General features: G+C 70.5%; 11 protein-coding genes. 3 read left to right on the top strand and 8 right to left on the bottom strand.

Going from position 1 to position 15,716, the window contains the following annotated elements:
• Positions 1-61: 61 nt before the first annotated feature.
• From ACGHC0_RS16460 to ACGHC0_RS16435, 6 genes are all read right to left on the bottom strand, one after another.
• Positions 62-1,663, bottom strand: a complete 1,602-nt coding sequence (locus tag ACGHC0_RS16460) for a BCCT family transporter (RefSeq protein WP_415266181.1) — start codon at positions 1,661-1,663, stop codon at positions 62-64.
• A 100-nt stretch (positions 1,664-1,763) separates the two neighbouring features.
• The gene (gene purB, locus ACGHC0_RS16455; protein WP_415266180.1) at positions 1,764-3,125 is read right to left on the bottom strand and encodes an adenylosuccinate lyase; all 1,362 of its coding nucleotides are present in this window, start codon (positions 3,123-3,125) and stop codon (positions 1,764-1,766) included.
• A 148-nt stretch (positions 3,126-3,273) separates the two neighbouring features.
• Positions 3,274-4,386 (bottom strand): molybdenum ABC transporter ATP-binding protein, encoded by a 1,113-nt coding sequence (gene modC / locus ACGHC0_RS16450; protein ID WP_415266179.1) that lies wholly within the window; start codon positions 4,384-4,386, stop codon positions 3,274-3,276.
• Positions 4,383-5,060, bottom strand: coding sequence for a molybdate ABC transporter permease subunit (gene modB / locus ACGHC0_RS16445; RefSeq protein ID WP_415266178.1), 678 nt, complete (start codon positions 5,058-5,060; stop codon positions 4,383-4,385). Before modB ends, modC begins: the two co-directional genes overlap by 4 nt.
• 9 nt (positions 5,061-5,069) lie before the next feature.
• Entirely contained in the window at positions 5,070-5,861 is a 792-nt protein-coding gene (gene modA, locus ACGHC0_RS16440) for a molybdate ABC transporter substrate-binding protein (protein ID WP_368351995.1), read from the bottom strand.
• Between the two features lie 81 nt (positions 5,862-5,942).
• Positions 5,943-11,225: an RHS repeat-associated core domain-containing protein gene (locus ACGHC0_RS16435; RefSeq protein WP_415266177.1), complete on the bottom strand. Its 5,283-nt coding sequence runs from the start codon at positions 11,223-11,225 to the stop codon at positions 5,943-5,945.
• Positions 11,226-11,366: 141 nt separating this feature from the next.
• On the opposite strand from ACGHC0_RS16435, the gene ACGHC0_RS16430 reads away from it, so the two are divergent.
• Positions 11,367-12,275, top strand: coding sequence for a TOBE domain-containing protein (locus ACGHC0_RS16430; RefSeq protein WP_368351993.1), 909 nt, complete (start codon positions 11,367-11,369; stop codon positions 12,273-12,275).
• Positions 12,276-12,320: 45 nt separating this feature from the next.
• Here the strand turns inward: ACGHC0_RS16430 and ACGHC0_RS16425 are convergent, their stop codons facing one another.
• Entirely contained in the window at positions 12,321-12,689 is a 369-nt protein-coding gene (locus tag ACGHC0_RS16425) for a VCBS domain-containing protein (protein WP_368355658.1), read from the bottom strand.
• A gap of 155 nt (positions 12,690-12,844) precedes the next feature.
• Here ACGHC0_RS16425 and ACGHC0_RS16420 point away from each other — a divergent pair, with 155 nt between their 5' ends.
• On the top strand, positions 12,845-13,519 hold the full coding sequence (locus tag ACGHC0_RS16420) for an ABC transporter ATP-binding protein (RefSeq protein ID WP_368351992.1): 675 nt from the start codon (positions 12,845-12,847) through the stop codon (positions 13,517-13,519).
• Here ACGHC0_RS16420 and ACGHC0_RS16415 read toward each other — a convergent pair.
• Positions 13,465-14,679: a sensor domain-containing diguanylate cyclase gene (locus ACGHC0_RS16415; protein WP_368351991.1), complete on the bottom strand. Its 1,215-nt coding sequence runs from the start codon at positions 14,677-14,679 to the stop codon at positions 13,465-13,467. The genes ACGHC0_RS16420 and ACGHC0_RS16415 overlap by 55 nt on opposite strands.
• A 279-nt stretch (positions 14,680-14,958) precedes the next feature.
• Between ACGHC0_RS16415 and ACGHC0_RS16410 the strand changes: the two genes are divergently transcribed.
• Positions 14,959-15,714, top strand: coding sequence for a response regulator (locus ACGHC0_RS16410; RefSeq protein ID WP_415266176.1), 756 nt, complete (start codon positions 14,959-14,961; stop codon positions 15,712-15,714).
• The last annotated feature ends 2 nt before the right edge of the window (positions 15,715-15,716 follow it).

Below are 15,716 nucleotides of genomic sequence, written 5' to 3'. Positions count from 1 at the left end.
GCGGCAGCGGCGACTGGGCCTGTAGGACTGGGCCGCTTTGGCGGCCGCGCGTGGAATGCCGTCATTCGCGCATCGCCATCTCGCGCATCCGGCGCCGCAGGGCGCGTTCGCGCTTGCGTTCGGCCTCGTGGTCCTCGCGCACCGCGCGCAGCAGGGCCACGGCCATCAGCACCAGCACCAGCGCGAACGGCAGCGCGAACACGATGGTGGCGGTCTGCACCGCCTGCAGGCCGCCCGCGAACAGCAGCGACAGCGCGATGCCGGCCACCAGCAGGCCCCACACGATCTTCACGCGCGCGGAAGGGTCCGGATCGCCCCGGGTGCTCATCGTGCCCAGCACCAGCGTGGCCGAGTCGCCCGAGGTGACGAAGAACACCACCACCAGCACCGTGGCCACGATGGACATCGCCAGCCCCAGCGGCATCGCGCCGAACATGGCGAACATCGCGGTGGCCGGGTCGGCCTGTGCCGCGGCGGCCAGCGGGATCTGGCGGAAGATCTCCAGGTGCAGCGCCGTGCCGCCGAAGATCGAGAACCACAGGAAGCCCACGAGGCTGGGCGCGATCACGGTGCCCAGCACGAACTCGCGGATCGTGCGTCCGCGCGAGACGCGCGCGATGAACAGGCCCACGAACGGCGACCACGCGATCCACCACGACCAGTAGAAGATGGTCCAGTCGCCCACCCAGGTGCTGTCCCGGAACGGCGACATCCGCAGGCTGGTGCGCACGAATTCGCTCAGGTAGGCGCCCAGCGTGTTGGTGAAGGTGTTCACCAGCGACACCGTGGGCCCGAGCAGGAATACCGCCAGCGCCAGGAAGGCCGCGAGCAGCAGGTTCGCACTGGAGAGCCACTTGATGCCCCGGTCCACGCCGCTCACCGCCGAGGTGATGAACAGTGCCGTCGTCACCACGATGATGGCGGCCTGTGGCCAGGGGCCCACCGGCACGCCGAACACTGCCTGCAGGCCGCCGTTGATCTGCGCGGCGCCCATGCCGAGGGAGGCGGCGACGCCGAAGGCCGTGGCCACCACCGCCAGCACGTTCACCAGGGGCGAGAGGTGGCGCATGCCGCGCCAGGGCAGCGATTCGGTGGCGGAGCTCACCAGGGCCGGGGCCTGCCAGCGGAACTGGAAGAAGGCGATCGCCAGCCCGACGATGCCGTAGATCGCCCAGGGATGCAGCCCCCAGTGGAAGAAGGCGTAGCGCATGGCGGCGCCCGCGGCCTCGGGCGTCTGCGGGGCGATGCCGGGCGGCGGCAGGCCGTAGTGCGAGACCGGTTCGGCCACGCCCCAGAACACCAGGCCGATGCCCATGCCTGCCGCGAAGAGCATCGCGAACCATGTCGCGGTGGAGAACTCGGGCTCCTCGTCCTCGTCGCCCAGCTTCAGGTCGCCATAGCGGCTCAGCGCCAGGAAGAGGGCCAGCACGACCAGCCCCAGCACCACCCACAGGTACAACCATCCGAAGTTCCGCGTGATGTCCGACAGCAACATGCCGAAGAAGGCGCCGAGGCTGGCGGGGGACGCCAGCCCCCAGAGCACCACGGCCGCGATCAGCCCGGCCGAGACGGTGAGCTGCAGGTTGCCGAGCGCCGCATTGCGGACACGCACGAGCGGTGAGGGGCGCCCAGGGGGCGGCGGTGGCGCGGATGAGGATTGCATCCGCGCAGTGTGTGCGACGGCAGGCCCCCGGTCTGTCAGCCGAAGCCGGGAACGGATGAGCCCGCGGGCACCAGGCCCGGGCGGCCGCCCGGGCGGGAATTCAGCCCTGCAGCCATTCCCCGTGCGCCGCCACCACCCGGTCCACCGCGGGCCCGCACTGGCCCAGGTAGCCGGCGGGATCGGTCAGGTCGTGGATTTCGTCCTCGGTCAGGAGCCGGCCCAGGCTTTCGTGGTGGCGCATCGCTTCGGCGAAGCCGAGCTTGTGGGTGATGCCGTGCATCGATGCCTCGTAGATCCACTCGTGGGCGGTCTGCTTGCCCACGCGGCTGGAGAGCTCGAGCATCACCCGTTCGGAGAGCAGGTAGCCCTGCATCCGGCCGAGATTGGCCGCCATCGCGCCGGCATTCACTTTCAGCCCCTCCAGCAGGTGCCTGGCCTGGAACAGCATCGCCCCGGCGATCATGCAGGCCTCGGGAAGCGCCTTCCATTCCACCTTCCAGGCGATACCGTCGCGCTCGCTTTCCTGCACCATGCCCTCGACCATCATCGCGGCGCTGTAGCGCAGCGGGCGCGAGAGCCCGGCGAGGTTCTCGGCCGACACGGGATTGCGCTTGTGGGGCATCGTGGACGATCCCAGCTTGCCCTCGGGGAAGCCTTCCTCCACTTCGGCGCACTCGTCGCGCTGCATGTTGAAAAGCTCGTTGCCGATCTTCGACAGCGTGCTGCCGATGAGCGCCAGCAGGTTGGCGTACTCCGCGAAGCGGTCGCGCGCGGGCGCCCAACTGATCGGCGGCACGCCCAGGCCCAGCCTGCGCAGCACGCGCTCCTCCAGTTCCGCGGCCTTCGGGCCGAAGGCGGCCTGGCTTCCCACCGCTCCGGCCAGCATTCCCACCAGCACGCGCGGAGCGGCCTGGACGAGGCGCTCGTGGTGGCGGCCGAGTTCGTCGAGCCACACGGCGCACTTGTGGCCGAAGGTGATCGGCAGCGCCTGGACGCCGTGCGTGCGCCCGGCCATCGGCGTGTCGCGGTGCTCCACCGCCAGGCGGACCAGTTCCCGCCCCACGGCCCGCATGTCGCGCAGCGCGACCGCGTGGAATTCCTTGAGCTGCAGCGCGACGCCGGTATCGATCACGTCCTGGGTCGTGGCGCCATAGTGGATCCACTCGCCGTGGTCGCCGGAGCACGCGGCCTGCAACTGCCGCAGCGCGGGGACCAGCGAATGCTTGATGCGCCGGATATCGGCGGCCATCCTGCCGATGTCGATATTCCGGACCCTGGCCTTGTCGGCGATCTCGCGGGCCGCATCCTGGGGAATGATCCCCATGTCGGCCTGGGCGGAAGCGAGCGCGGCTTCGACGTCGAGCCACTTCTGCACGCGGTTCTCCTCGCCGAAGATGGCGCGGACTTCGTCCGTGCACCAGAGATGCTGGAGCGACTGCATGTCGAAAACGGAAACGGGCATGGGAGGGAATCCTTCGCGGTGGCAAAGCGCGGAATTCTTATGGCGTGAGCGTGCTTTGAGGGCATTGCCGCCAGTGCTTCCATTTATTCCTGCCATGAATCCCGGCCACCTGGATCCCGATCGCCTTGCGCCGGCGGCGGGGCATGTTTCAGCCCAGCAGGGCCACGCCCTTGACCTGCGCCACCACCTGCAGCCCCGGCGCCAGGCCCAGCGTGCGCGCTGACCGCCCGGTGATGCGCGCCAGCAGTGGCGTGCCCCCGGCATCCAGGGCCACCAGCACCTGGCCCGCAGGCTCGTCGTGCAGGGCCAGCACGCGGGCGGGCAGCAGGTTGAGCACGCTGGTCGCTGCCGGTGGCGCCAGTGCCAGGCTCACGTCGCGCGCCTGCACGCGCAGCCGCACCGGCGTGCCCGGCGGCAGGGCGCGGTCCGCGGCCAGCAGCAGGGCCTGGCCGCCCGGCAGGCGTACGGTCGCGATGCGGTCGGTGGCGTCGTAGCCGTCGGCCACGCCCTCGGCCAGGGTCGCGGCGAACTCGCCGTGCGCCAGCGGCAGGTCCGGCCGGGCCATGAGCGTGCCGATGGGGCCGCTGGCCAGCACGGCGCCTTCGCGCAGCAGCACGAGATGCGAGGCCAGCCGTGCCACTTCGTCGAGTGCGTGGCTCACGTAAAGCACGGGGATGTCGAGTTCGCGCTGCAGCCGCTCCAGGTAGGGCATGACCTCGGCCTTGCGTTCGGCGTCCAGCGCGGCCAGGGGCTCGTCCATGAACAGCACGCGGGGGCTCGCGGCCAGGGCGCGCGCGATCGCCACGCGCTGGCGCTCGCCGCCCGACAGCGCATGGGTGCGTCGCCCGAGCAGGTGGCCGATGCCCAGCAGCTCCACCGCCTGCTCCAGCGGCACCTGCCGCCGCGCGGGCGGCGTGCGCCGCAGGCCGTAATCCAGGTTGCCGCGCACGTCCAGGTGCGCGAAAAGCCCTGGCTCCTGGAAGACATAGCCCAGGGCGCGCCGGTGCGGCGGCAGCCATTGGCCAAGGGCGTCGTCCTGCCAGACCTCCCCCGGCACCGTCACGCGTCCGGCGCCGCGCTCCAGCCCCGCCATGGCGCGCAGCAGGCTGGTCTTGCCGCATCCGGACGGGCCGAACACCGCGATGATGCCCTGGCCCGGAAGGCGAAGGTCCGCTTCCAGGGTGAAGCGGCCGGGCCGCGGCAGGCGCAACTGCACCTCGATGGCGTCGCCGGCGACCGGGGGCAGGGCCGAGGCCTTCATGCGCGCCTCCGCGCGGGCTGCAGGGCATGCAGCGCCAGCAGCACCGCGAACGAGAAGGCCACCATGGCGCCCGCGAGCCAGTGGGCCTGGACGTACTCCAGCGCTTCCACGTGGTCATAAATCTGCACCGATACCACGCGCGTCACCCCGGGAATATTTCCGCCCAGCATGAGCACCACGCCGAACTCACCCACCGTGTGGGCGAAGCTCAGCACCCCCGCGGTCAGGAAGCCGCTCCGCGCCAGCGGCAGCGCCACGGTGAAGAACCGGTCCAGCGGCCCCGCACCCAGCAGCGCCGCGGCCTCCATCGGCCGGTCGCCCACGGCCTCGAACGCGCGCTGCAGGGGTTGCACGGCGAAGGGCAGGGAATACACGAGCGAGCCCACCAGCAGCCCGCCGAAGGTGAACGGCAGCGTGGCCAGTCCCAGCGACTGCATCAGCCGGCCGACCGCCCCGTGCGGCCCGAGCAGCAGCAACAGGTAGAAGCCGATCACCGTGGGCGGCAGCACCAGCGGCAGCGCCACCACGGCGGACACCGAGCCGCGCCATCGCGAGCGCGTGCGTGCCAGCCACCACGCGAGCGGCGTGCACAGCACGAGCAACAGCAGCGTGGTGAGTCCCGCCAGCCGCAGCGTCAGCCCGATGGCGGCGAGGTCTTCGGACGACAGCGGCATGGCCCGGCGTCAGAAGCCGTAGCCGTAGCGGCGGATGATCTCGCGCGCCTTGTCGCCGCGCAGGTACTGCATCAGCGCCGTGGCAGCCGCGTTGTCCTTGCCGGTGGCGAGCAGTACCGCATCCTGGCGGATGGGTTCGTGCATCGCATCCGGCACCTGCCAGGCCGAGCCCTTGGCGATGCGGCCGTCCTCCATTACCTGCGACAGCGCGACGAAGCCCAGCTGCGCATTGCCGCTGGCCACGAACTGGTAGGCCTGGGCGATGTTCTCGCCCGTCACCAGCCGGGGCTTGAGCGCATCGGAGAGACCCAATTTCTCCAGCGTCTGCACGGCGGCCAGGCCGTAGGGCGCCAGCTTGGGGTTGGCGATCGACAGGTGCGTGAAGTCACCCGTGCGCAGCACCTGCCCCTGGCTGTCCACGTAGTTCTCGCGGGGGCTCCACAGCACGAGCCTGCCGACGGCATAGGTGAAGCGCGAGCCCTGCACGCCCAGGCCTTCGCTCTCCACGCGCCGGGGCGTGGTGTCGTCCGCCGCCAGGAAGACCTGGAACGGCGCGCCGTTGCGGATCTGGGCGTAGAACTTGCCGGTCGCGCCGAACGACAGCACCGCCTTGTGGCCCGTGTCCTGCTCGAACGCGGCGGCGATCTTCTGCATCGGTGCCGTGAAGTTCGCCGCCACGGCCACCGGCACCTCGCCCGCGCGGGCGGTGGTGCAGGCCAGGGTGAGGACCGCGGTGGCCAGCAGGGCGCCCACACGGGCGCGGTTGCGGGCGGCAGGGCGGAAGACGGACGAGGGAGGCATTTCGCTATTCCTTGGGTGAATAGCGGTGAGTATAGGCGGGCGTCAACGGAGGTCGGCGCGGGAGCATTGGTGCGGCGGCCGTCAAAGCTGGGGCTGTGAGGCACGCTCCGGAAAGAACGCGTTGTATTTGCCTGGCCGGGACGGGTCTTTCACCAACTTCTGGAATTCGAAGCCGAAACTATGCGTGGTGATGATGTTCCCCCCCATTTCCGTCATGCGCCCTGTTTGTAGGTCGTACCAGACGTATTGGTCTGGTGCCACGACAATCGCCTTCATGGCGTTGGCCAGCCCCTGTGCGTAGGCACTGTTCTTCCATCCGGTATTGCAGGAAAGCAATGCGATGGGCATGCCCGGCTTGTAATTCGGATCGCGGCGGATCATCTGAGCCAGCTTGTCAACCGGGATGAGTTTGCCATGTTCGTCATGCAGACCATGCCTGTTTCCGTGCCCGGCGATGAGGTACAGGGTGTCGGAACCACGGATCTTGTTTGCGGCGGACCGGATGGGTTCATTGTGTGGAAAGAAATTCATATCGACCGTTGACGATGCCAACAGGCCGAGCGGATCGATTTCCGTTGTTGGAGACAGCGGGTAGATCGACGAATGCAATCCACCTTCCAGCCCTATCGGATCCTGGGTTACATACTGCCCCAACAGGGGGTCGTAGTACCGGAACCGGTTGTAGTGCAGCCCTGTCTCGGCATCGAGGTGCTGGCCCTGGAAGCGGATGGGCTGGCCGATGCCGTGCGGGTCGTATTCCTCGCGCACGGTGCCCCAGGCGTGATAGGTCGCGGCCCAGGTGACCAGGCCCGCCTGCGGGCCGTTGGCGTCCACCAAAGCGATGGGCGTGCCCAGGTGGTCGCACAGGAAATGGCGTATGCGTGTGGGCGCGGACCGGGCGGCGGACTGCCGGCGCCTGCCGACCTCCTGCAGTCCGGATGCCAGCAGCGTGGCCACCTCGGCGGGGAGCATGCCCTGCATGCGCGCGATCAGTGCCTCGCGGTCCGGCCCCATCGCGCCGTGCAGGGCGTCCTGCAGCATGCCGCGCTGCGATGGCGGCAGCGCCGCGAAGAACGCCTGCGCTTCGCCCAGGCCATCGGCGTGGCCGACATCGTCCTTTCCTTCGCTTCCCTCCATGGCGAGCATGGCCTGCATGGCCGTGGGAATGGCCTGCTCGCGCTCTAGGCGCAGCAGCGGCGCGAAGGAGCCGGGCTCGTAGAGCACGTGCTGCAGCCCCTGCGGGCCTTCGTTGTGCACGAAGCGGTCGCCGTCCCAGCCGGCATACGTGGTGGTCGCCGGCTCCGATGCAGCTGCGTGGCCGTTGCCGCTTCTGTGGCCATGGCCGAAGACGGTCTTTGCGAGCCGCCGCCCGAAGGGGTCGTAGCGGTAGCAGGCCACCCGCTGCCAGGCGCCACCGGCTGCCTCGCGCTGCCAGACCTCGCGCAGCCGGTGCAGCGCGTCGTAGCGCAGCCGCTGCGCCCGGCCGTCGGCATGCAGCGCCTGCACCCGGTTGCCGAAGGCGTCGTAGCGGTAACGGATCAGGATGCCCTTGCCGTCGCTGCCATCGATGCTGGTGCCATCGGCATCCGGCTCGGGCGTGTTCCATCCGATGCGGTTGCCCGGCCAGCGCGTGACCGGGCCTGCACCCTCGCCAGGCCCGTCGCCCGCGCGCAGCAGGTCGAAGTCCGCATCGTGCAGGTTCTCGCGCACCTGCCGCGCCCAGTCCTGACGCTCGGCGCTGGAGGGCCCGGCCGCGCGAGCCTCCAGGGGCGCGGGCAGGCGGTTGCCCGCCGCGTCCAGCGTCCAGCGCGCCTGCACCTCCGGCGAGCCCTGGCCCGCGCGGTGCAGCCCGGTCAGGCGCTGCCAGGCGTCGTAGGCGTAGCGCGTGGCCTCGCCCGGCGTCTGCACCCCCACCAGCTGGCCCAGCGGGTCATACCAGTAGCGGCGCTGGGCGAGCGTGGAGAGGGGCCCCAGGGCCGGGGCGATGCGGCCCGCAGCCGACGAAAGACCCGTATCGGATGCGTTGGCCGGGTCCGCAGGAACCACCGGCGCCGCATGGCGCAGGCCCCGCCAGTCCTGGTGCAGCAGGCGGCCCATCGGGTCGAGTTGCCGCGCATGCACGACCGCCGGCAGGTCTGCGTTGTCCTGGCCTTCGAGCACGTGCAGCGTGCGCCCCACCTCGCGGTGCAGGGCATCGCGCTCCCAGTCCACCAGCGGCTGCCCATCCAGCAGCAGCCCGTGTACGTGGCCCGATCCGTAGGCCAGCCACTGCAGCGTGCCCAGGCCTTGCGCCTGCGTGGCCGTGCGCTGGCCCAGCGGGCCCAGGGTGTGGGTGATCGCGTGTTCGAACTCAACGGGCGGCTCGCCGGCACCCAGGCTGGCCTGGAGGTGTAGCGCTTGCGGCTTCCGGTACAGCGTCTGCGTCTCTCCGCACACACGCCCGAAGGCATCGCGTGCCAGCGCCACGCGGGCCTCGGGTTGCAGCCGCTGCGCCTGCAGGGCGGCCACCAGTGATGCCTGGGCGGGATCGCCCGGGCGGTCCAGCAGGGACAACAGTGCCTGCGTGTCCAGTGCCAGCCAGCGTTCGGCGAGGGAGATGGGTCGGTCCGTGGCAGCGCCTGGGCGCGAGGAGTCGGGAGACAGGGCCGTCGGCAGGGCCATGGGCTCGATCCCGTGGGGCAGTTCTGCTTGCCAGGCCCGCGTCTGTTGCAATGCTCCGGCCGAGGTGTGCTCGAAGCGCTGGATCTGCAGCACAGCGTGCGATTCAGCCGTAGGGTTGTCGGTGGCCTCGATTGCGGCATCGCCTCCAACGCCGACACCAGCACCGGCCAATGCGCCCGGCGCCGGCAGCCGCACGGCCACGCGCGCCACCAGCCGGCCGCCCAGGTCGTAGTGCAGCCGCGTGCGCACCACCGCCCCCAGTTCCGGCCGCGCTGCCGCCCCCGGATGGTGACCCTCGCCATGCCCGTCGCCCGTGTGCGTGAGCTGGCCCGCCGCGTCGTAGCCATACACCTGGCTGCGGCCGTCGAAGCCCACTTCCTGCACCAGCCGGTCGGCCGCATCGTGCACGAAGCGCGTCACGTCGCCGTTCTCGTTGACGAGTTCCTGCAGCCGCCCGGCCACGTCGTAGCGCAGCTGCACGCCCCGGCCTGCCTGCACCTGCTCCACCACCCGGCCCCAGAGGTCGTGCCGGTAGGCGACCGTCGTGCTGGTGCCCGCGGGCTCGCCCGTGCCTTCCAGCACGTCGTGCGTGCCGTAGGTGGTCGCCTCCAGCATGCCGGCGGACGACCAGCGGTAGCGCACCGCCGTGTTGCCCGGCTGCTGCACGCCCACCAGCCGCAGCGCGCCATGCTCCAGCACGTGGTGCAGCCGGGTGCGCTGGCCCAGCGCGTCCGTGGCCTCCAGCACCTCGCCCCAGGCGCCGTGGCGCCAGGACTGGCTGCGGCCGGAGCAGTCGGTGTGCCGCGCGAGCTGGCCGCAGGCGTTGTAGGCGTAGAGGCTGCGTCCGCCCTGGGCGTCGATCATCGCCACGGGCTGGTCGCACCAGGCGAGTGTGTGGAGAGGGAAGCCTACGGTGCCGCTAGCGGCATCTTCCTGGGGTTGCTCGTATTCGAAGCGGGTGGTGAGGGATGGGGTGTCGGTCGCTCCGCCCCCGGCTGGAGCCATCGCCACCTCCACCAGTCGGCCCCAGGCGTCGTAGCGGAAGTCCGTGCGCAGCCCTGCTGCGTCCTGGCTGGCCAGCAGCAGACCGTCCTGCGCGCTGCCCGCCGCGCCCCAGTGCTGTTGCGTGCTCCGGCCATCCGGGCCCTGCACGCCCAGCAGCCGGCCCGCGCCGTCGTAGCGCCACCACGTGGTGCGGCCCAGCGCATCGGTGGCCGAGAGGCGGCGGCCAGCGCTGTCATGGCGGTAGCTCTGCTCGGCCCCATCCGGGGCCACCAGGCGCACCAGTCGCTTGAGGCCGCCTTCGCCCTCGAAGTGGTAAGCCGTCGTGCGGCCCAGGCTGTCGCGCACCACCGTGCTGCTTTGGCGATTGCCGGGCAAAGACGCGGTGGCCGGAGTCGGGCCATCCTGGCCGTCCTCCGGGCCCTGGGCTGCCTGCGCGGTATGTGCGGATGGCGCGGGTTGCGCGGATTGCGCGGCCTGCGAGGGTGACTGGCTGTACTCGAAGAAGTACGACAGCCCCTCCTCGTTGTGCTGCTCGGCCACGCGGGCGCCCGGGCGGGCCGCCACCCCCTGGCGGCGGCCCTGCGCGGTCTGGTCCTCATAGACGTAGCGGTGCTTCGGGCCCTGGCGCACCTGGTGCTCCGTCATGCGGTGCAGCGCGTCGTAGCCGAAGCGGCGCAGCACGGTGCCGTCCGCACCCAGGACCTCGGCTAGGTTGCCTGCGCTGTCGTAGCGGTAGCCCACCAGGGGTTGTGGGCGCGGTGCGGTGCCGGGTACCACGCCCGGGTCGAGCGGGTTGAGCGTGCAGTCCACGCCCACCAGCCTTACGCCGTCGTCGTGTTGCAGCAGGGGATGGGCACTTGTCTGTGCTGTCCCGGCATCCTGCGCAATGCGCTCGTAGCGCATCGCGTAGCGGCGCCCGGTGCCATCGGTGATGCCTACGACACGGCCCTGCTGTTCACCTTCCGCGCCCCACTGGTAGCGCTGGCTGCGGCCGAAGCGGTCGATCACCGCGTGCAGGACATGGTCACCCGATATGCCCGTCGGCAAGAACACCCAGGCCGGAGCGCCTGCACCGCCCGCACCCGGCACGGCGATCACGCATCCCGGGTCCGCACGCAGCACTGCCGGTATATGCGACCACCGGGGTTGCTGCGCCCACGCCAGCAGTTCGGCCGGTGTGGAAGATGGGGACGTGGAGGTGGATGCCTCCGGGGTGGAGACTGTGGTGGCTGGAGTGTCGGCAGCCATGCCACCGCCCCGCAACAGCCACAGGTCCTCGCTGCTGCTGTACAGCGCCTGCCCCGAAAGCAAGGGCTCCTCGAACGTGATCGCCCGACCCGACGCATCGAAGAGCACCGCGCGCTCATCCTGAAGCCTCAGACGCAGTTCCAGCGGCAACTTCCACCCATACCCCAGCAGCCCGCATGCCGCGCCATGCTCCGCATTCACATAGCTGCTGTACACCCGCTGCCATGCCAGCGGCAGCGGCCCGGGCAGCGCGAAGTCCAGCTCATCCGCCCCCGTCAGCACCTTCGCGCCCAGCGCCGGGTTCACCGGGTTGCCCACCGCCATGCCACCGGGGCACACCGAGCACGCCACGCCCCCGGCCGAGCCGATCAGCACCGTCGCCGAGCCCTGGACGATCGAGCCTCCCTTTTGCGTCATGTCGCCCTGCCGGGCCGCGGGTTTGCCGCTCATATGGGTGTTTTCTTTCCTGGAGGGGGCCCTGGGCCGCCCAAAGGTCGGAGATGCTAGGGAGGATCGGCCTTGGCGGGCATCATCCAATGGGAGGGTTTGTGTGTCGGCATGTAAGCATGTCCGCTGCGGCATCATCGGCCCATGCCTTCCCGTGCCGTCCGTCCCCCGAGTCCCTCCCGCAACGCCCCCATGGCGCCGGCCGCCCTGTCCGATGCGCTGGCCCATGGGCCGGCCGACCGGCGGGTGGCGGTGCTGCGCGAGATCGGTGCCGGCGGCTCGATTTCGCAGGCGGCCCGCGTGGTGGGCGTGAGCTACAAGGCCGCCTGGCAGGCGGTGGACACCCTCACCAACCTGGCCGGCGTGCCCCTGGTGGAGCGTGCGGTGGGCGGGGCCGGAGGCGGTGGCGCGCGGCTGACCGAGGCCGGGCACGCGCTGCTGCGCACGGCGGATGCGCTGGCGCAGGCGCGTGCCGGGATACTGGCCAACGCCGGTGCGTCCGGGGCGCAGGCGTCACCCTCGGGGGGGCAGGCCGGCCAGGCCCGCGCCGTGCGTCCGGCCGCGGGCCTGGCGCTGCGCACCAGCATGCGCAACCAGTGGCCCTGCATGGTGCAGGCGCTGGAGCCGATGGGCCCTGTGGTGCGGGTGTGGCTGCGGGGCGAGTCCGCAGCGGGGCAGGGCGCGAAGGCGCCGGAGGGCGGCTTGCGACTGTGTGCCCGCATCACCCGCGAGAGTGCCGAACTGCTCGGCCTGCAGCCGGGCGCCGCGGTGCTGGCGCTGTGCAAGGCCACGGCCGTGCGCGTGGAGCCCGCACAGCCCGTTCGCACCACTGCCCGGCGCGTGCCTGAAGAAGGGCCTTCCAACGCGTGGTCAGGCCGGGTGGCGCGCCTGTCGCGCGGCGGTGCGCAGGGGGACGAGGTATCCGCCGAACTCGATGCCGGCGTCCGCATGGTGGGCTTCGCGGAGCCCGGGTCCGGCCTGCGCGCGGGCCGGCGCGTGGTGATGTCGGTGGACGAGTCGGCCGTCGTCCTGGCGGTGGTGGACGCCGTATAGCCGGCGGGTGCCGGGAGCGCCGGCCTTGGCGCAAGGCAGAAAGAGCTACTCCAGCCCGAAACGCGCGCGGAATGCCTCGCAGAAGGCCTGCGTGCCGCAGAGCGAGAGGGTGACGGTGTGGCGCGGTGCACCCGTGGCGCCCGGCTCGGCCACCACGCGGCGCTGCTCCTCGTCGTAGCGCAGCGACTGCCCGGTGGAGGTTTCTTCCACGGCCTGCAGGTCGTAATCCCATTCCCCGTCTTCTTCGACGGGGCCGCGCTGGCTGCCGAACCGCCCATGGGCCCAGTCCAGCACGGCAGCGATTTCCGCATGCAGCGCGTCCACGTGCTCCCCGGTAACGCTGGCCATGGCGTCCCAGGTGCCGCCGCCTTCGCCGTCTTCGCTGTAGTCGAAATCGAGGTAACGCAGGATCATGGGCCGGAAGTGGATGGGCTGGACAGTGGAAGGATGCATGGCGGACACGGCCTGCCAGGGCAGGCAGTGCACGGCGCCGATTGTCGGCGAGTGCATCCTGCAGATTGCCACAGAATGTAGGCCGACCGCTCCCTTGTGCCGCATCTGCCTTGCCCATGACCGTCCCTCCGTCCGACCCGCCCCGAGCCGCCGCCCCGTCCGCCATGCCCGTCCTGTGGGAAAGCCTGGGCCTGCGCCATACACCGCCGGGTGCTGCCGGGCCGCTCTTCGAAGGCATGGACCTGCGCATCGGGCCGGGCGCCACGCTGCTGCGGGGCGGCGACGGCCGCGGCAAGACCACCCTGCTGCGGATCATCGCGGGTGCGCTGCGTCCACAGGCAGGGCGCGTGTCGGCGAGCGGCGGCAGTATTTTCTGGGCCGATCCCCGGGGCGATGGGCCGGAACTGCCCGGCGAACAAGAGACACCGGTGGATTGGTGGGCCGGGCAGGCACGGCGCTGGCCGGACTGGAGCGCGCAGGCGCTGGCGCTGCACATCGAGGGTTTCGGCCTGGCCGGGCATGCGGGCAAGCGGATGGAGCAACTGTCCACCGGGACGCGCCGCAAGGTCCTGCTGGCAGCCGGTTTCGCCAGCGGCGCGGCGCTCGTGCTGGTGGACGAGCCGGTCGCGGGGCTGGACCGCCCGTCCGTGGAATACCTGCGCCGATGTCTCTCGGAAGCCGTGGCCTGCACTGCATCCGCGGGCTCTCGCCATGGCACCGCCGTGGTGGTGGCGCACTACGGCACGCTGGGCGGCGTGCCGTGGAACCAGGTGGTGGAACTGGGAGACTGAGCCGCCGCCCGGCCGGTCTTCCCGGAAACAGGAGGGCCGGACGGGCATGCGGGTGCCGGCGGCCAGTGCGCGGCGCACCAGCGATTCTTGCCTGCGCGCTTGGCGTCGTAGAGCGCATCGTCCGCACGCCGCAGGAATTCCGACAGTGTCTCGCTGCCCTGCAGGGTGGCGATTCCGATGCTGGCGGTTGTGGCCGTGCCGTCCTGGCCACTGTCGCGCACTGCGGCGACCAGGCCGTCCAGGAAGGTTTCGGCCTCGGCGGTGACCATGCCGGCCAGCAGGATGCCGAATTCTTCGCCGCCCATGCGCCCGCAGGGGCGGGCGCCGCACTGGGCCATGATGGCGCTGGCCACCCGCTGCAGCGCGAGGTCGCCGGCTCCGTGGCCCAGCGTGTCGTTGATGCGCTTGAAGTCGTCGATGTCGAGCAGCGCGAAGTGGATCCTGCCGGCACTGCTGCCGCCATCGGCGTCGCCCGGGGCGGCCGCGGCAATCGCCGAGCCGACCGCTTCCAGGAACGAGCGGCGGTTGCGCATGCCGGTCAGTGCGTCGTAGTTGGCGAGCCGTTCGAGCCGCAGGGTGAGCAGGGCGTTCGTGCGCCGCGAGTGGTCGATGAAGAAGCACACCGACGATGCCAGGCCGATGCCGATCACCATCAGCAGGATGAGCAGCGGTGCCTGGCCCTGCTCGCCGCTGTCCACCGAGCCCATGCGGGTCAGGATGGCCCAGCAGATGAGGTTGTAGCCGAGGTGGCGCCAGAAGCCCGTGTAGACGATGGCGGCCGTGAACGTCAGCAGCAGGCAGAGCGGAAGAACCCAGAAGTTCCAGTTGGGCAGCGCGTCGGCCAGGAAGCGGAAGGCCAGGGCGGTGAAGACGCCGTGCATGAAGCCGCTGCAGTTGAAGGCGAACTGGCCGCGCCCGGGCGCGGCCAGGTAGATGGCAGCGGAAAGCCCCAGGCCCGTCAGCGCCAGCAACGGCAGCAGGTCCGGCCGCCTGGGCAGTCCGGCGTGCAGGCACAGCGCCACGCTGATCAGGAGCAGGCACAGGCTGAACACCTGGAATTGCATGCTGCCCGGCTGGATCTGGCGCATCACGGCCTGGGCAACGGCGCGCGCCTCCAGCGCGGTGGGCGGCTGGGTGAAATGGGGACCGGTCAGGGGCATGGGTTTGGCGGTGGCCCGGGAAGCTGGCTCGCGGTGCTGTGCATACGGCTGTCGATTGGACCAAGAAACGGCCGGGTACTTCAACCGCCGCCGCTGCGGTGTGCCGCCAGCGATACGAAATCACACCCTGCCGACATCTGTCGGATGGCCGGATCCGCCTCGATGGTCCAGCATGCCTGGCTGCCATGTCCACGGGCGACCTGATGGGGGGACGGGATTTCTACTTAGAATTTTTTATCATTTATAATGTTATTTTATTTCAAATAAATCATTTTTTTAATGAGTATCGATGTCTGGAACGGATGGGTCCACCCCGCGGCGTCCGGCACGGTCCGCCGGGAAAGCACGGAGCCAGGCTCTGCACAGGCGTGGGGCTCGGACGTGCTGATCGTCGAAGACCAGGGGCTGGTCCGCGCCGGCATGCGCTCGCTGCTGGAGAAGGCAGCGCCGCGATCGCGCATCCACGAGGAGAGTTCCTACGAGGGGGCCCGGGCGCGGCTGGACGGCACGGCCTTCGCCTTCGTCTTCATCGATATAGACCTGGGTGGCGCGCAGACGGGTATGGACCTCCTGCAGTACGTGAGGGAGCGCGAAATGCCCTGCAGGGCGATCATGCTGTCCGGCGACGACGACCGCTCCACCGTCCTGGCGTGCATCGCCAAGGGGGCTTCCGGGTACATCACGAAGGCGGTGGGAGATGCCGGCGTGTTCGAGCAGGCGATCCGGACCGTGCTGAACGACGGGGTGTACCTGCCCGCATCGATGGCGCAGCGTGCCCCTGGCAGCAGGCTGGCGGACGCGCCCCGCGGCGGAACGGCGGAGTCGGTGGGGCTGGCCCCACGCCATTACGAGGTGCTCTACTACCTGTGCCAGGGCCTTCCGAACAAGTCGATCGCCAACCGCATGGGCATCAGCGAGGGCACGGTGCGCAAGAGCTACGTATCGGACCTGCTGCGGTTCTTCGGCGTGGTGCGCCGCACGGAACTGATCGTGGAGGTCGCCCGCCGGCGGCTGAAAGTGCCTCCGCCCCGCTAGGC

This window comes from Acidovorax sacchari, from assembly GCF_042847045.1.
Taxonomy (GTDB): Bacteria; Pseudomonadota; Gammaproteobacteria; order Burkholderiales; family Burkholderiaceae_C; genus Paracidovorax; species Paracidovorax sacchari.
The sequence above is the reverse complement of the archived record's forward strand: the minus strand, read 5'-3'. Positions and strand labels throughout refer to the sequence as shown.